The 19,525-nt window shown below is 31.4% G+C and carries 17 protein-coding genes; 8 read left to right on the forward strand and 9 right to left on the reverse strand.

The annotated features are described in order from the left end of the window. Positions 1-45 precede the first annotated feature (45 nt). From JL193_RS08900 to JL193_RS08910, 3 genes are read left to right on the forward strand one after another with little or no spacing between them, the layout of a single operon-like run. Positions 46-549: a helix-turn-helix domain-containing protein gene (locus tag JL193_RS08900; RefSeq protein WP_207970473.1), complete on the forward strand. Its 504-nt coding sequence runs from the start codon at positions 46-48 to the stop codon at positions 547-549. Next, entirely contained in the window at positions 494-1,114 is a 621-nt protein-coding gene (locus JL193_RS08905; RefSeq protein ID WP_243456886.1) for an IS630 family transposase, read from the forward strand. The genes JL193_RS08900 and JL193_RS08905 overlap by 56 nt, the downstream gene beginning before the upstream one ends. Then, positions 1,107-1,421, forward strand: coding sequence for a hypothetical protein (locus JL193_RS08910; protein WP_207970474.1), 315 nt, complete (start codon positions 1,107-1,109; stop codon positions 1,419-1,421). The genes JL193_RS08905 and JL193_RS08910 overlap by 8 nt, the downstream gene beginning before the upstream one ends. 12 nt (positions 1,422-1,433) lie before the next feature. Here JL193_RS08910 and JL193_RS08915 read toward each other — a convergent pair whose 3' ends face one another. From JL193_RS08915 to JL193_RS08925, 3 genes are all read right to left on the reverse strand, one after another. Next, positions 1,434-1,649 carry a hypothetical protein gene (locus JL193_RS08915; RefSeq protein ID WP_207970475.1) on the reverse strand — a complete coding sequence of 72 codons (216 nt, stop codon included), beginning with the start codon at positions 1,647-1,649 and terminating at the stop codon, positions 1,434-1,436. Between the two features lie 6 nt (positions 1,650-1,655). Next, positions 1,656-1,982 carry a DUF4286 family protein gene (locus tag JL193_RS08920; protein WP_207970476.1) on the reverse strand — a complete coding sequence of 109 codons (327 nt, stop codon included), beginning with the start codon at positions 1,980-1,982 and terminating at the stop codon, positions 1,656-1,658. Between the two features lie 178 nt (positions 1,983-2,160). Beyond that, positions 2,161-3,972 carry a tetratricopeptide repeat protein gene (locus tag JL193_RS08925; protein ID WP_207970477.1) on the reverse strand — a complete coding sequence of 604 codons (1,812 nt, stop codon included), beginning with the start codon at positions 3,970-3,972 and terminating at the stop codon, positions 2,161-2,163. A 127-nt stretch (positions 3,973-4,099) separates the two neighbouring features. On the opposite strand from JL193_RS08925, the gene JL193_RS08930 reads away from it, so the two are divergent. Next, positions 4,100-4,243, forward strand: coding sequence for a hypothetical protein (locus tag JL193_RS08930; RefSeq protein ID WP_207970478.1), 144 nt, complete (start codon positions 4,100-4,102; stop codon positions 4,241-4,243). Between the two features lie 123 nt (positions 4,244-4,366). Here JL193_RS08930 and serS read toward each other — a convergent pair whose 3' ends face one another. Further along, complete coding sequence (serS, locus tag JL193_RS08935) at positions 4,367-5,641, reverse strand: serine--tRNA ligase (protein ID WP_207970479.1); 1,275 nt, start codon at positions 5,639-5,641, stop codon at positions 4,367-4,369. A gap of 83 nt (positions 5,642-5,724) precedes the next feature. Then, positions 5,725-6,666, reverse strand: a complete 942-nt coding sequence (locus JL193_RS08940; RefSeq protein WP_207970480.1) for a bifunctional riboflavin kinase/FAD synthetase — start codon at positions 6,664-6,666, stop codon at positions 5,725-5,727. A gap of 193 nt (positions 6,667-6,859) precedes the next feature. Here JL193_RS08940 and JL193_RS08945 point away from each other — a divergent pair, with 193 nt between their 5' ends. Together JL193_RS08945 and JL193_RS08950 are read left to right on the forward strand one after the other, a co-directional pair. Continuing rightward, positions 6,860-9,577, forward strand: coding sequence for a TonB-dependent receptor (locus JL193_RS08945; RefSeq protein ID WP_207970481.1), 2,718 nt, complete (start codon positions 6,860-6,862; stop codon positions 9,575-9,577). Between the two features lie 17 nt (positions 9,578-9,594). Further along, on the forward strand, positions 9,595-11,121 hold the full coding sequence (locus tag JL193_RS08950) for an SGNH/GDSL hydrolase family protein (protein ID WP_207970482.1): 1,527 nt from the start codon (positions 9,595-9,597) through the stop codon (positions 11,119-11,121). A 291-nt stretch (positions 11,122-11,412) separates the two neighbouring features. On the opposite strand, the gene JL193_RS08955 is transcribed toward JL193_RS08950, so the two are convergent. Next, on the reverse strand, positions 11,413-12,627 hold the full coding sequence (locus tag JL193_RS08955; RefSeq protein ID WP_207970483.1) for an aminotransferase class V-fold PLP-dependent enzyme: 1,215 nt from the start codon (positions 12,625-12,627) through the stop codon (positions 11,413-11,415). A gap of 97 nt (positions 12,628-12,724) precedes the next feature. Between JL193_RS08955 and JL193_RS08960 the strand changes: the two genes are divergently transcribed. Further along, complete coding sequence (locus JL193_RS08960; RefSeq protein WP_207970484.1) at positions 12,725-14,053, forward strand: serine hydrolase domain-containing protein; 1,329 nt, start codon at positions 12,725-12,727, stop codon at positions 14,051-14,053. Positions 14,054-14,262: 209 nt separating this feature from the next. On the opposite strand, the gene JL193_RS08965 is transcribed toward JL193_RS08960, so the two are convergent. The 3 genes from JL193_RS08965 to JL193_RS08975 all read right to left on the reverse strand — a co-directional run bounded on the left by JL193_RS08965 (position 14,263) and on the right by JL193_RS08975 (position 18,462). Further along, positions 14,263-14,826 (reverse strand): DUF6705 family protein, encoded by a 564-nt coding sequence (locus tag JL193_RS08965; protein WP_207970485.1) that lies wholly within the window; start codon positions 14,824-14,826, stop codon positions 14,263-14,265. 17 nt (positions 14,827-14,843) lie between these two features. Beyond that, positions 14,844-16,895 carry a hypothetical protein gene (locus JL193_RS08970; protein WP_207970486.1) on the reverse strand — a complete coding sequence of 684 codons (2,052 nt, stop codon included), beginning with the start codon at positions 16,893-16,895 and terminating at the stop codon, positions 14,844-14,846. Between the two features lie 82 nt (positions 16,896-16,977). Beyond that, positions 16,978-18,462 carry a Tle-like phospholipase domain-containing protein gene (locus JL193_RS08975; RefSeq protein ID WP_207970487.1) on the reverse strand — a complete coding sequence of 495 codons (1,485 nt, stop codon included), beginning with the start codon at positions 18,460-18,462 and terminating at the stop codon, positions 16,978-16,980. A gap of 484 nt (positions 18,463-18,946) precedes the next feature. Between JL193_RS08975 and JL193_RS08980 the strand changes: the two genes are divergently transcribed. Next, positions 18,947-19,522 (forward strand): helix-turn-helix domain-containing protein, encoded by a 576-nt coding sequence (locus JL193_RS08980; protein ID WP_207970488.1) that lies wholly within the window; start codon positions 18,947-18,949, stop codon positions 19,520-19,522. The last annotated feature ends 3 nt before the right edge of the window (positions 19,523-19,525 follow it).

Raw genomic sequence — 19,525 nt, forward strand, 5'->3', positions numbered from 1 at the left:
GATAATATTTATTATCTTTCGGGGTAAAATTTATTATCTTTCAATATGCCAAAGAAAATTACCTTATCGATTAAAGAAGAATCTGTTGAATTGCGAAAACTATATGAGTCTACCACTACAGAATTACGAAGAGATCGTTTAAAAATGTTATACTACATAAAGTCCGGGAAGTATATCTATCGTAATGCAATCGCAAAGAAGCTTGGCAGACGTCCAACCACCATAGGCAATTGGATTAAAGACTATGAAACAGGAGGCCTTTCAAATTTATTAGAAATACATAGCGGAGGTAATAATACCGTTCATATTTCTGATAGAGCAAAAGCCTATATCTCCAAGACATTATCTAACAGCGATACCACCATAACTTCCTATATAGAGTTACAAGCTCATATAGCCGAAGATTTATCAGAGATGATAAATTATGGTGCACTTTATGCACATTGTAGGCGAAAACATAAGTCTAAGCTAAAAGTATCAAGAAAGTCACATTATAAAAAAGACCCGAAAGCCGAAATGGTTTTTAAAAAACCTAGAAAACACTTTTAAATTATTTAGAACAAAACTAAATAAAAATAACTTTGAATCGGTCAATTTATTTTTTCAAGATGAATCTCGTTTTGGATTAATCACCAAACAAAAAAGAGTCATTACAGCTAAAGGCGTTAAACCTATAGCAAAGTACAAACATAGTTATCAGAGTAAATGGCTATGGGGAAGTTTTTCACCCATTACAGGTGAGAGTTTCTGCATGCTAACAGATACTGTGTGTAAAGACTTTTTTATTGAGTATTTAAGAGACTTAAGTGCCTGTAATCCTTTGGAACTAAAAATTGTAATTATTGACAATGCAGCTTTCCACTCTACTAAAGATGTAAAATTGCCTGATAATATTATCTTATTACCTATCCCTGCATATTGCCCTGAACTAAATCCAGCTGAAAAAGTTTGGCAATACCTTAAAAGTAAAATTGCAATGAAAATTTATGACACTTTAGATATACTAGAATCCAAAATAGAGCACCTAGTTTATCAAATGGATAATAAGACCATTAAGTCTATAACCGGATATGAATTTTATCTAAAATCTTTTTATAACGTTTTTAATGTTTAAATGGTATTACAGAGTTCGAACACAACGTTTTGATGCTTGGTTCGGTTTGGGAATGATGCATGCAGGAAGTGATGTAAACGAAACTCGTTTTGGATTGGGTTTTGGTGCAGAATTATTTATCGCAAAACCAATTAGTGTCGATTTTTCGCATAAATGGGCAGTTATCAATTACAAAGAGGTTCATAAAACAAAAGTGCTCTTAAAATATCATCTTAAAAACTACCATATTTCTTCTGGTTACGAGCATTTTAAGATTGGTGTTTCTAAAATAAAAGCTTTTTCGATGGGTGTTGGGGCAAGTTTTTAGTTGCTGTTTTTCTTAATGAATTCCATTGAGTAAGATTAAAAATTGGTTTTTGAAGTTTACAGAATTGGTTTTTAAAATCTTTATAAGTTCAGATAAAAATGAGTCAATTGTTTCAGTTATTTTTTCGATAATATAATTTTTAGAAAAATTTAAACCTCTATTATTCCAGTCTGATAACTGAAATTTATTTTTCTTTTTGAATTCTAAAAGTTCTTTAATTAAATTCATTTGGCTCTAATTACTTGTAACTGTAGGATAAAATTCATTTACCACACGCAATTCTGTTCTAAAAGCAACCATTTTATCAGCAAATTTTAAACCTTTTTTTCGTAATTTATCTGCATCGAATTGATAGTAATTGTCTAAATCTTCTCTCGTATTTGCAGTATATTGTACAGAATAGGTTTTTCCGCCCATTTCTTCGTTAACCAAAACTTCGGTAAGTTTCGCAGATATAAATTTACCTGTATTTAAAACCTCTAAAATGTGTGTTTCCATCCAAGTTAACCACTCTTCGTGAACACTTTCATCGATATTTATTGTTACGTTGTATATGTACATTTTTGTTTAGATTTGTTTTTTTTTTAGCTTTTCCTGCAAGGTTTCCAAGACCTTTTAGGTGTATATTTAATGTTGTTATTATCTACAAGATAGTAGTTTGATACCTACAAGAAGGTAATTATTTAATACCTAAAAGGTTTTAAAAACCTTGCAGGAAACTATTAAACCTTGCAGAGAGTTATTGAACTTTGTCTCCTCTTAATTTTCTATATTTTTTCCTAGCTTCTACCAAATAAATACTAGAAGGCTGTTCGAAAATTATTTTTTGATAATACTCCTGTGCTTTCTCTGTATTTCCTAGAAAATTGTACAATTCTGCCATTTCGTAATAAACATCATCTGTTAAAAAACCTTGATTGTCTGTTGCTATAATTTTGGCAAAATTTAAAATGGCTTCTTCGTATTTCTTTTGTTTTATCTGCAGTTTCGCAATCTTAAAATATATGTTATTTGTAATTGGTAAAAAACCGCCATTTAATTCTTTTAAAGTTTGGTTTTCTAAGACAGAATTTAAGACTTTTATCGCTTCGTTGTCTTTGTTTTGATAGGCTAACAATTCCGCTTGCGCATATTCTTTTAATCCAGAAGGAATAGAATCTAAAGGTTCGTTATCGGAAATTATTAAAAATAAATCTACAGCATCATTGGCAATTAACTGTGTGGTAGAACCTTTTAAAACTTTTAATTGTGCTTTTGCCCAGGTAAAATCGCCTTTAAAATAACTGGTTTGCGCCACTTTAAAACGAGCTTCTTGCGCCAATTCGTGGTTTTTTAACTGTGTTTGAATTTGTGAAAAATAAATTAATGCTTTGTTGAATTTACCTGTAAATACTAAAACGTCGCCTAATTTTAATTTAATTCTTGCTTTGTCGAATTTAGAACTAGCATACCCAATTGCTTCTTGTAAAACTTTTTTTGCTTCTTCTGGTTTGTTGGCAGAAAATGTTAAAAAATCGGCATAGGCTACTTGTAATTTTATGGTAGAAGTGTTTTTACCAAATTCTTTAAAAAGAGATTGAAATAACGCTTCTGTTTCTGGGTTTTTGGTAGCTACTGCTATTTTCGAGAGGTATAAATTGGCATCAATAATTTCTTCTTTACTATTTGAATGTTCTTTAATAAAGTGGAAACATTCTGTAGAAGCATCGAAATTTTTGTTCTCGAAAGCGATTTTTCCAATCATAAAAATAGAAGACAAATCTGTAGAATTTCTTTGGTACAGTGCTTTTTCTTGTATAAATGCTTTTTTGTAATCTTTTTGTTGTGCAAATAACCAGCTTAAAAGCATGTTCCAAACATCTTTTGGATTGCTAACAGACTTTCTTAAAAGTGTTTTTCTGAATAAAATATTGGCTTCATTTTCAGAATCGTCTGTAATATATTTACTTGCATATCTTTGAACAAGGCTAAAATATTGTTCGTTTTTATCAACCAGATTTATGTACGATTCAAACATTTGTTTAAAATCGCCTTTTTCGCCATAAATTTGTGCAATTTGAAAGCTATAATTGGCATTTTTATTCTTTTCCATTGCTTTTTCGTAAGCTAAAATAGCATTGTCTAGCAAGTTGTAATCTTTAAAAAGACGCCCAATAATTCCGCCATAAGCTGCATTTTTATCTAAAGAATTTAATGCTAAATCGTAATTGATTTTTGCTTGTTCTTTTTGTTGTTGTCGCTCGTAATTATATCCTAAATAAACATATAAATAAACTTGAGAGGCATTCGATTTTATTCGGGCTTTTAATAGGTTTTCTGCTTCCTTAAATCGATCTGTTTCTTGGTAACAGGTAATTAATCGCCCTAAATATGTGGTGTTAAAGGGTGTTTTTTCGTATAATTTTTTAAAAAGCTGGGTTGCTTTTTCGTATTCTCCTTCTCTATAGTAATTTTCTGCAAGCAGGTATTCGTTTTGTGTTGCTTGTTGTATGTTTTGGGCAACACTAAAACTACTGGCAATAAATAAGATAAGAAAAAAGAAGTGTTTCATGGAGTTCAAATATAAACAACAAAAATGTTAAATTTTTATTAAACCCATTTCTTTTTTAAGAGGTCTTTTGTAACATTTTGGCGCGAAATTAGTCTTTAAGGTATAACCAAATAAAATTTTAAATTGTATGAATACTTTTTCTCAACAATATCAAATAGCAAAAAGCAATTCCATAAAGTTTATGAAAAACGGACAAATAGCTGCATATTTAAACGCTCTTTTAGAAATGAACAAATACAAAAGATTAATGCTAGCAGTTGTAGCTAATTAGTCCACAGTTTTTCAGTTACAGTAGGCAGTTATTTTCTGACTGCAAACAAATACTTAAAATTACGATTCCATTCAACCGCAAACAAACTGACTGATTACTGCCAACTGAAGACTGCGTACTAATTTAGTCAATCACAGAAAACCCACAATAAGGAACCAGTACCTCTGGTATTTTAATACCGTCTTTGGTTTGATAATTTTCTAAAATTCCTGCTAAAACACGTGGTAAAGCCAAAGAACTACCATTTAAGGTGTGTGCAAGCTCACTTTTACCCTCTTTGTTTTTAAAACGAAGCTTTAATCTATTTGCTTGAAAAGTTTCGAAATTTGAAGCAGAACTAATTTCCAACCATCTATCTTGAGCTGTAGAAAACAATTCGAAATCGAATGTTAAAGCGGCTGTAAAACCAGTATCTCCACCACACAAACGCAATATTCTGTAAGGCAATTTTAATTCTCTTAAAATACCTTTGATGTGTTCTACCATATCGTTTAAAGCGCGATACGAATTGTTTGGGTGTTCTATTCTTACAATTTCTACTTTATCGAATTGATGCAACCTATTTAAACCACGAACATGCGCTCCATAACTACCAGCTTCGCGTCTAAAACAAGGTGTGTAACCTGTTGCTGCGATTGGAAAATCGGTCTCCTGAATTAAATTTCCACGAAACATATTGGTAATTGGCACTTCTGCAGTTGGTATTAAATACAAGTCGTCGATTGTTGCATGATACATTTGCCCGTCTTTATCTGGCAATTGCCCAGTTGCAGTGGCAGATGCTGTGTTTACCAAATGTGGCACTTGGTATTCTTTGTAACCCGCAGCTATATTTTTATCTAAAAAATAGTTGATTAATGCACGTTGTAATCTTGCACCTTTTCCTTTATAAACAGGAAAACCAGCACCTGTAATTTTGGTACCTAATTCAAAATCGATAATGTCGTATTTTTTGGCTAATTCCCAATGAGGCAATGCATTTTTGCCCAAATCTGGTATCATTCCTTCTTTAAACACTTCTTCATTATCTTCTTCAGAATTTCCTGCTTTTACAGAAGCGTGCGGAATGTTTGGGATTTGATATAATAAATTCTGAAGCTCATCAGCAAAACCATTTAATTTTTCTGAAAATTCTTTAGATTGCTCTTTTAATTGACTCGTTTTTTCTTTTAAAATGTTTGCTTTTTGTATTTCTCCAGATTTAAAAAGACCACCAATTTCTTTAGACAAAGTATTAGATTCTGCTAAAATAGCGTCTAAAGCAACTTGTGTTGCTCTTCTATTTTCATCGGCAGTTAAAACTTGCTCAACAATAATTTCTGCGTTAGCAAAATTACGTTTTGCCAACCCCTCTAAAACGGTTTGCTTATTTTCTCTAATAAATTGTACTTGTAACATTTTGTAAGAATTTAAGAATGCAAATATATAATTTGTGCAGTAGTTTTTAACGTGAATTACTAATAAAAAAAACGACCATATATTTAGGAAATTATAAGTTTATTTTTTATATAATCACGTGCAGCTTCTTCATCTTTTTTAAGTTGAAGAATTAGCGAATTAAGAGAATCGAACTTTTCTTCGTCACGTAAAAAATAAATTAAATCTATGGTTAAAATTTTGCCATATAAATTTTGATTGAAGTCAAAAAAATGAACCTCAATGGTTTGATGGTTTCCATCTACAGTAGGTCTGTTTCCAATATTCATCATTCCAAAAACAGTTTTTTTATCGATGGTAGATTTTACAACATACACCCCTGTTTTAGGAATTAGTTTGTAATCTTCTTCAATATCTATATTTGCAGTTGGATACCCAATTTTACCACCTAATTTTTTTCCGTTTACAACTTTTCCCTTCAGCATAAAATTATAGCCCAAATAATCGTTGGCTGTTTTTAGGTTTCCATTGGCCAAAGCACGCCTTATTTTTGTAGAACTTACAGAAACATGGTCGATATCTTGTGCAGGAATTTCTTCTACATTAAAATCGTATAAATGGCTGTATTCTGTTAATTGCTGAATGTTTCCTTCGCGATTTTTGCCAAAATGATGGTCGTAACCAATAATTAATTTCGAAATATTAAATTGATTTACTAAAATATCTCGTACAAATTCAAGAGCCGTCATTCTAGAAAAATCTCTGCTAAAAGGATGAATAATTAAGTAATCTAAGCCCGTTTTTTTAAGGAGTTTTTCTCGTTCGTTAATCGTATTAATTAATTCGATAGAAGCATCTTTTTGCAAAACCATCCTTGGATGTGGAAAAAAGGTAAGCAATACCGATTTTTTTCCAGCATTTTTTGCTTCAGAAACCAATTTTTCTAATATTTTTTGATGTCCAAAATGCACGCCATCAAAGGTTCCAATAGTCACAAAAGTTTTTTCTTCGGTCGAAAAATTAGATATATCGATAATCGTTTTCAAAAAAAATAAGATTTTCTCGTAGCAAATGTACAACACTAAAGCCTTAAAATTTATCGATTTTAATCAATTATTCGAATGAGATTATCATAATTTAAGAAGCTTTGTTTCATAAAAATACAAAATAGTAGGTCAAATAATTAATAATTCAAAAAAAATTGTATTTTGCATAACAGTTAACAAATTAATTCAAATTATGATAAAAAAGATTTTACTACTTGTATGTATCGCGTTTAGTAGCACTGTTATGGTTGCCCAAACTACTGTAACAGGTACAGTTAAAGATGCGCTTACAGGAGAATTACTTCCAGGATCAAACATTAAAATTTCTAGAAAAGCTGTAGGTACAACTACAGATTTCGATGGAAAATTCGTTTTAAAAGTTTCAGACACCCCACCTTTTACTATTGAAGTTTCGATGTTAGGTTTTAAAACCGAAAAAATTGAAATTACTAAAAACAACCAAAAAGTAGATGTTACTTTAACAGAAAACGAAACCTCTTTAGATGAAATTGTTGTTTCTGCTTCTAGAACTCCAGAACGAATTATGGAGTCTCCAGTAACTGTAGAAAGAATGGATGCCAGAGCGATTAAAAATACATCTTCGCCCTCTTTTTACGATGGTTTAGAAAATTTAAAAGGGGTAGATATCAATACAAACAGTTTAACCTTTAAATCTGTAAATACTAGAGGTTTTGCAACATTTGCAAACACACGTTTTATGCAGTTGGTAGATGGTATGGACAATTCTTCACCAGCCTTAAACTTTGCGATTGGAAACCTTTTAGGAATGTCGGAATTAGATGTTAATACAGTAGAGCTATTGCCTGGTGCATCTTCTGCATTATATGGTGCAAATGCTTTTAATGGAATTATGTTTATGACCAGTAGAAGTCCGTTTAACGACCAAGGTATTAGTTTTTCTTATAAGAGTGGTTTAACAATTCAAGATGCTGCTGGAGACAATGCTTTCCATGATGCTAGCATTCGAATGGCATATGCTTTTTCTGATAAGTTTGCGGCGAAAGCAACACTTTCTTACTTAAAAGGAACAGAATGGTTTGCTACAGATTATAGAAATACAAGAAATGGAGAATATGCTCCTGGAGATAGATCTATAAACGATTTCGATGGCTTAAATATTTATGGTGATGAAGTTGCTGTAGATTTAGGTGGCGCCATTGGTAGGGTAAGTAGAACAGGATATAGAGAAGTAGATTTAATGAAAGACTACGAAGCTAAAAGTGTAAAATTAAATACGGCATTACATTATCGCCCTTTTGGTGACGATCGTTTAGAAGTAATTTTTAATTCTAAATTTGGTGTTGGGAATACCATTTACCAAGGAGCAAATAGGTATAATATTAGAGATTTCTATTTGGCACAACAAAAATTAGAATTAAGAGGTAAAAACTTCTTTGTAAGAGGTTATGTTACTACAGAAGACGCAGGTAACTCTTACGATTCGCGTTTTGCTGCAATTAATATCAATAGAAGATGGAAATCAGACCAAGATTGGTTTCAACAATACGCAGGTACTTATCTAGTAACAGGTTCTCATATAGCAGCAAGAGCTGCAGCAGATACTGGAAGGTTAGAACCAGGAACCCCAGGGTTTCAAGCGGCATTTGATGAGGTAACATCAGACCCAGATTTAGTGACAGGATCTAAATTTCAAGATCAAACAAAATTGTATCATGGAGACGTAAACTATAATTTTCAGGATGTTATTGATTTTGCAGAATTTCAAGTAGGAGGTTCTTATAGAAGGTATTCTTTAAACTCAAATGGAAGTATTTTTACAGATTACGATGGTCCTATCGATTATGATGAATATGGAGTTTATACGCAAATGCAAAAGAAAATGTTAGAAGACGATCGTTTAAAATTTACTGCTTCTGTTCGTTATGACAAAGCACAAAATTTCGATGGTAATTTATCTCCAAGAGTTTCGATAGCATATGCAGCAGGAGAAGATAAAAACGATAATTTTAGAGCTTCTTTTCAAACAGGTTTTAGAAATCCAACAACACAAGATCAATACATTGGTCTAGATGCTGGGGCTGCAATTTTAGTAGGTTCTGCACCAGACAATTTAGATAGATATACATCTGCACCATTAAATGTAAGTCCTGCAGGTCAAACATTTACAGGAGGAGCTACAACAACTTTAGTAGGAAGATTGGCTTACGAAAACTCTTTCTCTGCAAGTTCTGTTCAAGCTGGTGCTCCAGTAGCGTCAGTTGCACCTTTAGTAAAACCAGAAAAAGTGACTGCTTACGAATTAGGTTATAGAGGTTTAATTAGTGCAGGGGAATCTAGAATTACTGTAGATTTAAGTGCATACTATAACAGTTACGAAGATTTTATTTCTGGTAAAAATGTATTGGTTCCTTTTTATGGAACTGTAGGAGATAATAGCTTGTCTCTTTTAGCATTAAGAAATGGAGATTTTAAAGCTTTCCAAGTATATACAAATTCCACTGCAGACATTAGTTCTTATGGTGGTTCTATAGGTTTAAATACAAAAATATTTAATGGTTTCGATTTAGGCGTAAATTATACCTATGCAAAGTTTGATTTTGATCAAGCGTCTGACCCAGATTTTGAAGCTGGTTTTAACACACCAGAACATAAAGTAAAATTACAATTCGGTCATACAAATTTATTTGAAAACTTTGGTTTCAACATAAACGCAAGATGGCAAGATGAATATTTATGGGAATCTACTTTCTTAGATGCAACCATAGAATCTAGAACCATTTTAGATGCTCAAATTAATTATAGTGTGCCTTCAATTAAATCTGTTTTTAAACTAGGTGGCGCAAATTTAACAGGAAAAGAATATTTTAGTGCACCAGGAGTTGGGGCTATAGGTTCTCAATACTACCTTTCTTGGACAATTAATAACTAATAAAAAAACAATAATTTATGAAAAATTATAAATATATAGGTTTACTTCTTTTATCAATAGGCTTTGCATCTTGTGATGTAAACAACGATTTAGACCCGATTTTAGAAGAAGTAAAACCACAAGTAAACTTAGATGCAAATGACTTAGATTTCTCTAAATATGTTGCAATTGGAGCCTCTTTTACAGCAGGTTTTACAGACGGAGCATTGTTTATTGAAGGACAAAAGAACTCTTTTCCGAATATTTTAGCAGCTAAATTTAAAGCAGCTGGTGGTGGAGATTTTAACCAGCCTTTAATGGGCGATAATATTGGAGGTTTTGTTTTAGGATCTACAGTTATTCAACCACCACGTTTATATTTTAATGGCACTGGTCCAGCACGTTTACAAGCAGTTCCTACGACAAATTTAACAGCACCTGCAGAGGGTTCTTCTTTTAATAATTATGGTATTCCTGGAGCAAAAAGTTTTCACTTAACTTTTGCTGGTTATGGAACATTAAACCCATATTTTGGAAGAATGGCTTCCAGTACAGGAGCAACAGTTTTAGGAGATGCTATGGCACAGCAACCCACTTTTTTTACACTTAGTGAAGTTGGAGGAAACGATGTTTTAAGTTTTGCCACTTCTGGAGGAACTGGTATCGATCAAAAAAATAATTTAGATGTTGCTAGTTATGGGTCTAATGATATTACAAGTCCAGTTGTATTTAATCAAGTTTTTAACGGAATGGTTTCTGCTTTAACAGCAGGAGGTACAAAAGGAGTAATTGCAACTGTACCAGATATTAGTTTATTACCTTTTTTCACAACAGTTCCTTACAATGCAATTCCTATGGACGAAGCAACAGCAACTGCTGTTAATGGAGCATATGCAGCATATAATGGAGGAATCAAACAAGCTTTTGGAGCTTTAGTTGCTGGTGGGGCAATGTCTCAGGCGGATGCTGATGCAGAAGTTGCGAAAAGAACAATTTCTTTTGCAGCAGGACAAAATGCGGTTGTAATTATAGATGAAAACCTAACAGACCTTGGTGCTATAAACCCTGCTTTTGCTGCTTTAAAACAATTAAGACAAGCAACTTCAGAAGACTTACTAGTGTTACCAAGTTCATCTTTTATTGGAACTCTAGCAGATCCAAATAATCCTGCGAGTGTTAATGGTGTTGGTGTAGCTTTAGCAGACCAATGGGTATTAACACCAGAAGAACAAATGGCTATAAAAACAGCTACAGATGCATATAATGCAACGATTACAACAGTTGTTAATGCAAATGAAAATATAGCACTAATAGACTTAAACGCAATTTTAAGAGAAGCCGCTAACGGAATTAAGTTCGATCGTTATACTATGACAACAGATTTAGTTACTGGTGGTTTGGTTAGTTTAGATGGTATTCATTTAACAGGAAGAGGTTATGCGCTAATGGCAAACAAAATGTTAGCAGCTATAGATGCTAAATTTGGTTCTAACTTTACATTAGCAACAGATGGTTTGGCAAAAGCAGACGATTATCCAACAAACTACTCTCCAGCCTTAAGATAGTCTATAAATAGAAAAAGAAGCTGTCTCGAAAGTATTAAAATTTATTATTTCGACTGTTATGGAGAAATCTTATTTATTGAATTTCAGTATTTTAGATTTCTCGATAACTTCGTTAGCTACTTTCAATCAAAATATATTTTGATTTTAGTAATGCTAAAAATAACAGTTACATTTTCTTTTGTGACAGCTTCTTTTTTTAAAATATGGTTTAACCTACTTTTCTCCCAATTTCCACTTAGTTTGTCATTCCGAAAAGATTTTTTCAGTATCGTTTTCGTGATTTTTTTCCTCCTAAGAAAGCATCATTACAGCTCTTTTTAAAGCCGTAATCATAACATCTATTTCTTCTTTAGTATTGTAAAAGGAGAAAGAAGCTCTAACGGTTCCTGGAATTTTATAAAAATCCATAATGGGTTGTGCACAGTGGTGTCCTGTTCTTACAGCAATGCCTAATTTATCTAAAATTACACCAATATCATAAGGATGAATTTCGCCAACGTTAAAAGAAATAACTGCCGTTTTTTTTGAAGTAGTTCCGTAAATTTTTAAACCTTTAATTTTTAATAATTCTTGTGTTCCGTATTTTAAAAGTTCGTCTTCGTAAGAAGCAATGTTGTCAAATCCAACAGCATTCATGTAGTCAATTGCAGCTCCAAAAGCAATTCCGCCACAAATATTGGGTGTGCCAGCTTCAAATTTATGAGGCAAACCAGCATAGGTTGTTTTTTCGAAGGTAACCGTATCAATCATTTCTCCTCCACCTTGATAAGGAGGTAATTTCTCTAACCATTCTTGTTTTCCATACAACATTCCAACACCTGTTGGACCACATAATTTATGTGCAGAAGCCACGTAAAAATCGACATTTAAAGCTTGTACATCTGGTTTTATATGTGGTGTTGCTTGTGCGCCATCAATCAATACAGCAGCACCGAATTTGTGTGCAGTTTCTATAATTTTTTCAATAGAATTTACAGTTCCTAAAGCATTTGAAACATGATTACAAAAAACCAATTTTGTTTTTTCGTTTACCAAATTATGGTAAGTTGCCATGTCTAAAGAGCCATCTTTTAACATTGGTATTACTTTTAAAATAGCACCTGTTTTTTCGCACAACATTTGCCAAGGCACAATGTTAGAATGATGTTCTAAAGCCGAAACAATAATTTCATCATTTTTATTTAAAAGCGAAGCAAAACCAGCTGAAACTCTGTTAATACTGTCTGTTGTACCTGAGGTTAAAATAATTTCGTATGCATGTTTTGCATTAAAATGATGTTGAATTTTAATACGCGCTTCTTCGTATTTATCAGTTGCTTCTTGACTTAAAGCATGAACGCCTCTATGAATATTTGCATTGTAATTACTGTAATAATCTACAATTGCATCAATAACAACTTGTGGTGTTTGTGAAGTGGCTGCGTTATCGAAATATACCAAAGGTTTTCCGTTTATTTCTCTTTTAAGAATAGGAAAATCTGCTCTTATTTTATCAACATTTATCATACAAATCGTTTTAAAATACAAAGATAAAGGATGCAATTTTAAACTGATAAGAAAGGCAAGATTAAATTCTTATTTTTACAAGATTAAATGGTATTTTATGAAAATAGTAAAACGAACTCTTCTTTTAATTGCAGTTATTATTACGATTGCTGTAATTTATAATTATCCGAAATTGAATATATTATCTGGTTATTCAGCAAAAAACATGGCTTCTTCTGTGTTTTTAGCAGAAAGAACTTTAGCGTTCACAGATACAACAGATAATAATTTTTCGCCTGTAAATTTGGCGACAGATTATGTTAATAGAGAAAAGAAAATAGCCACTTCATCTGCATTTGGTTTATTAACCAGAAAAGCGATTTATAGAAAAGGTTTAGGCGCTGTTTTAATGTTAGATAAAAGTGATGCAACAGCAGCTTATTTAGTACCAAAAAGGGCGAAAGGCAGTAACAATATCTCTTTTCCCTTTGGAAATGCACCACAAAAAGACACTATTTTTACGAATGTTGATTATAAAAAGTTACAAAAAGCAATCGATTTTTTGTTTGAAGAAAAAAACCAAACAAGGGCAGGAATTGTAATTTATAAAAATCAAATTATTGCAGAAAGATATGCAGATGGTTTCGATAAAACTTCTAAATTATTAGGTTGGTCTATGACAAAAAGTATTACCTCTACCATTTTTGGAATTTTACAATCTCAAGGAAAAATAAATGTACAAGACAAAGCCCCTGTAAAAAGTTGGCAAAATGATGATAGAAAAAACATTACCATTCATAATTTACTACAAATGAATTCGGGTTTGGCTTGGGACGAAAATTATAATGAAATTTCAGATGCTACAAGAATGTTGTTTTTAGAGCGAAACATGACCAAAGAGCAAGAAAAAAAGCAATTGGTAGGTAAACCTAACCAAACTTGGAATTATTCTTCTGGAACGAGTAATTTGCTTTCAGGAATTTTAAGACAACAGTTTAAAACGCATCAAGAATATTTAGATTTTTGGTACACAAACTTAATCGATAAAATTGGCATGAATTCGATGACTGTAGAAGCCGATTTAGACGGAAATTACGTAGGTTCTTCTTATGCTTGGGCAACTGCAAGAGATTGGGCAAAATTCGGTTTGCTGTATTTACACCGAGGAAATTGGAATGGAACACAAATTTTTGAGGAAACTTGGACAGATTATGTGGTAAAACCTACACCAACTTCTGATGGTTGGTATGGAGCGCATTTTTGGTTAAATTCTTCAGGGAGATATCCAGACGTTTCTAAAAAGATGTTTTTTGCAAGTGGTTATCAAGGACAAAATGTATATATTTTACCTGACGAAGAATTGGTAATTGTTCGTTTAGGCTTAACTAAAAATGCCGATCAAAACGAGTTTTTAAAAAGGGTTGTTTCTGCTATTAAGCAAAAATAACGCTTAAACTTTGTAAATAAGATTTTACCATTTATTGAGTTTAATTTTTGTTTTAAAGTGAAAAATTGATTAAGGTTTGTGAAGATATTTTAATACCAATTGAAAAGCTTTGGAATGCCTAGTTTTATTGGTAAAGAAATAGCAGAAAAGTACAGGTTTTGTGGTTTGTACTTTTCTGCTGTTTTTTTATGCGAGGTTTTGGTTTGTGTTTATTGTTTTATTAATTCAATTCCATTTACAGGTAAAACTTGATCTGAACCACCAGCTGTGCATTCAGGATATATTTCTCCATCTACAGATAAAAATAAATCCATTTTATTTCCATTTGCAGAAATAAAAATAGTTCCATTTTGACCACATTCTCCTTTTTTACCCATATAATCTAACACATAACTTCCTGTTTTTGCTAAATACTCTCCTCTTATTACATACATATTATCATTAGGTAAGTTTAGCGTATTTTCTATAAGGTTTCCAGATGCATCAGTAATTTTATAACGCATTAAAAGCATATCTTCTTTTACTTCACCTCTGTCATCGGTTATTTTAATAATTTCGAATTCATAATTTTTAGATTCGTAAATTCCTTTCCAAGTACCTACAAATTTATCTAAAAGGTTATTGATGTCTTTTACATAAACGTAATCTTTATCACCTAATAAACCTTCATTTGTGTTTCTGTACTCTACTACTTTTTCTACAGGTATTATATGTTGTGCTTTGCAGCTTAAACTTAATAAAGTAAAAACTAATATTATATTCAATTTTTTCATTTTTATATTTTTTATATTTAACAATCGTTGGTATCTACTTTTCCATTTGTTTTTAGAGTTTTCTTTTCCGTATCTCCATTATCTCTGATTCTATATAAATTAATATCTTTTATTTTGATATAATCTTTCATAAAATGTAAAAAACCTCTTTCTTCTCCTTTATCTTTAATATAAGTCTCATAAACGGTTTTATAACTATTTGGGGAATTGAGCATATTTGCATTAGTTATAAAATTATCATCAACATTTCCAGTAAAACGTAACGTGTAATTACCAGAACTAGATATCATAGTTGCATACACTAAATGAGTAGGCACTCCATTAAATTTAGTGTTTCTTACCATTTGCAAAAAATTAATAATGTCTGCGGGAGAAAACATTTTTATTGGTTTTTTTAGTTCTTCTTTACCCGTTTTTTGGTTTATCTCAATAAAGTTATTGAGATGTGTATGCATATAGCCGACGGTGTTGTTATCTATAGGTATTGTTAACGAATGACCACCATTAGTATCTATTAATGAAACCTGATTTCCATCCTTGTTTTGTTTGTATCCAGTTTCTTTTTTTAAACCAGTTTTCCCTTTTAATTCGTTTGCTTGGGCAGTATAGTTTGGGTTTTGAATTTGAAGTTTTATATATTTACAAGGGTCTTCTACGCAGTTACCAAAACTATCTTCAACGAGTCCTTCAGGACATTCACACTCTTGAGTAGTTTTATTATAAATTTTCCCACCAGTACAAATGGGGTCACATTTTCCAGTAGTGGGATTTTTTTCATATCCCTCAGGACACTTTCCGTTTTCATCAGGTTCAATAGGAGCCGCCATAAGAATTGCAGCAGCAGCAGAAGTTACTTGACTAGAAGATAAACTAGAGCTGCCACCTCCACCAATAGTACCTGTAGATGTTGCTCCATTAATGTAACTACCATAGCTTATACTTCCAGGACCATATGTGTAATACCAATTATAGCTATCACTATGGCCTGCTCCAGTACTACTACTTCCTCCACCTTCAGCAGTTATAACAACTTCGTTTAAAACACCACCTTCAAAATCATTTAAAACATCTGTATTCCAACAATCTCCTTCTTCAGTTATGTTGTGTTGTTGAATAAAAAAAAGAGGGAAAAAACTAGCTTTTTGAATTTGTGGTTTTACAACAAAACGTTTTGTGAAAATTCCATTTTCAACTCGATATCCATCAATGAACTTACCTTCTAAATCATTGAAATATATTCTTCCATTGATGAGACTACCTTTTTTATCAACTTCATCTTTCCAGATCGTAAAAATTACATTTCTAATATGGTTGTTAACATTAATAAAATATAGTTGACTAGAATATTGACCATTTCTATTTATTTGAGAATTAGCAGTAGTCAATTGAGCATTGGTATAGGCAATTTCATTATATTCTAGGGTGTTCCAATCAGGAGTAACTTCAAATTTATTTTCTGTACTTTTTGAATAATTCTTTTTTTGTTTAATTTTTTCTTTTTTAGCATTAAAATGTGCAATTGCATCTTTAAAGGATACAGTTTTTACGTTATTTAAATCGATATTTTCTGGTTCGTATGAATTATTCTCTAAAGTACAATTCCATAAGAATAAGGTAGCTACGAATAGAAAAAGTCCGAGTTTGATAAAGTTGATTTTTCTGTTTTTCATATGGGTTAAATTTCCAATTAATATTATAAATGAACTAAATAACCATAACCAATAACCTAAGCCATAAAAATTTACAATTGAACTTGTACTACCATCATTTACAATAATTTGATTAACAGATAAAAAAGAGAGCATTAACATAAATGAAATTCCGCTCAAAATTAAAGAAGTCTTTTGTTTTTTTTTATATAGTAACCAAGAAATAAAAAGTAATGGGTTCGCTAACCATGTAAAAGCTGGAAAATGTAACATAAATACTCCAAACCAGCCAAAGATTAAATTAAGTAATCCTGAAAAATACTCACAATTACCACCAACAGTACAATAACTTTTTTGAGTTAATGAAATTACAAACACACCAATACTTAAGTATAAAAATATTTTTTTTTTAGTTTTCATTACTAATCATTTTTATATTATTCACAATCTAATATATCTATTACAGTCCCAATCATATGTAATCTTGCAGCTTTATAAGTATTTAGAGCTGGTGAACGTTTATTAAAAAATCTTGCCAATAAGTACTTTCTTCTTCAATATAATTTATAGTGTTAGAATCTTCAGCTTTAATACCAAATTGACTTTGAATCTTATCAACTATTTCACCTTTCACTACAGTAGCATGAATTTCAGAATTATGCCCTCTATTGTATGTAAGACGAGTTTCGTAACTTAACCCTGCTGCATTGTATGTATATGCTGTTCTTCCAGTAGCAAGTGAATTAGCACTCGCTAAACCACCACCTAAAGAATGACCTGTAAAATACAATTGTCTATTACCAACTAAATTATTTAATTTTGTAGCGTTTTGTACCGAAATTTCATATTGTTTAGAGTTTCCAGAAATTTGGCTTATATTGTTATACCAATCTATAATTGAAATAGGATCTGTACCTTCAGTAACATACATATATTGGTAAACACCGTTAACTAATTTCTGATACACAGCTGAGTTAAAACCAGAACTAGGATCAGTTAAATTCAATGAAGAAGTATCTAAAGTGTTATTTAACTCCCATCCACCACTAAGCTTTATAGGTATTGGTTCCTGTCCTAATTCTTGCTGACCATTTGTTGTATTATATACATCTCTAGACAATAATGCTGTTTCACATGGAGTTGGTGTATTTACACAATTTCCATTAGCACCTTCAACGAGTCCTTCAGGACATTCACACTCTTGAGTAGTTTTATTATAAATTTTACCACCAGTACAATTAACTGTTGGGTTTGGACTACCAGAAATATCATCATTGGCAATCCAAGAAATAGTTTCTTGTTCATCACTAAAATCTGGACTTCCATTTATATAAATAGTTGTAATTGGTATGCCTGTATTAGTAGATATGTTACTTGTAACAACAACTTCATCTAATTGTTGTAAACAAATATTACATAAAGAATTGTCAGTACAATTACCATGGTCAGGGCAGTAGCCAGAAGATTGAAAAGAATTAAATATCGGAAAAACTAAAGCTTTATTAATATTTACTTTCTTTTTAAACTGTGTAATTAGTTTTCCATTTTTTGCTCTATAACCATTTAAAAAATTTCCTATTAAATCTGTAATGACTATTTCTCCTGAAAAATATTGAGTAGTAGAATTTTTATTACTGTACATACTAAAAACGACAGATTTAATTTCTCCATTAATTTTTAATAAAAGAATTCTACTATAATGCTCACTATAAATTGTGGTTGCAGGTATTATAGTTAATAATTTATTCGTGTTTTCCATTTTCTCTTGAACAATTTTTTCAAGATGAGGAGTTAAAAAAGTAGTAGTATTAGATTTTTTGGATAAGGATTTATTTTGTTTGAAGAGATTCAAAGCTTCATTTACAGAAACGGTTTCTAATACTTCTTCCGTTATTATGAGTTCTTCTTTTTCACAGTTGAAAAGAAAGATAGAAAATCCTAACAGAAGAATTCCGAGTTTGTTAAAGTTGATTTTTCTGTTTTTCATATGGGTTAAATTTAAAAATTAATATTTACATGTATATTAAAAGCGAAATATTTTAGGGAATCTTTAAGCTTTAAATTTAGAGGGTAGTTAATACTTTATTGTTTCTACAATGAATTATGGTATAAATATAAACCATAAAAAAGTACTTGTCAATCCCTGAAGACCGTATATTTTTTGCCTCCCTGAATTCAGGGAGGCTTATCCCTGAGCTCAGGGATAGCAAGTTTTTAATTATCTGATTACGAGTTGTTTATAAAATCGTTTTTTCAGCATAAATTATAATCAAAAAATGGTTTTAAAAACATTAAAAATTGTAAAAAGGCCGATTTTTGTTTTAAAGTGAAAAATTGTATCGGGTTTGTGAAGATATTTTAATACCAATTGTCGCTTTTATAAAATTGAATGCTTTTAAATAGATATTCGCCACAAAACAACTCTTTTTTAAAGGAATTATTTTAAATTCGTAAGCAGTAAACAAAACAACATGAACAATTTTTTAATTGGTATTGGAAAACGAATTAAATCTATAAGAAATAAGCAAAAAATTACCATTAGCACATTGGCAAGTGCTGCTGGGGTTAGTAACGGACTTATTTCTAGAATCGAAAACGGAAGAACCATTCCTTCGCTTCCTGTTTTGTTAGAGTTAATTAGTGCCTTAGAAATCGATGCAAGTACGTTTTTCGAAGGTGTAGAAAACAAAGCTGGGGCCACCTATATTTTAATCAAAAAAAACGAGCAACAGTTTTTAGAAAAAGAGATAGAGGCACAAGGTTTTACCTATTATCACATTTTTGGAAAAAGCCTAAATACTATTGGTTTTGAAGCTGTAATATTAACCATTTCGCCAAATTCTTATAGAGTAAAAGTTACTACAGATGCTTGGGAATTCAAATATATTTTAAACGGAAGTTGCACTTATCTTATAAATAACGAAGAAGTAACCGTAAACGAAGGAGATTCTCTTTATTTTAATGGAAGATTGCCTCACGTTCCTGTAAATAATAACACAGAGTCTTGTACCATGTTAGTACTGTATTTTTATTCCGAAAATCAATAAAAT

It is taken from the genome of Polaribacter batillariae (assembly GCF_017498485.1).
Taxonomy (GTDB): Bacteria; Bacteroidota; Bacteroidia; order Flavobacteriales; family Flavobacteriaceae; genus Polaribacter; species Polaribacter batillariae.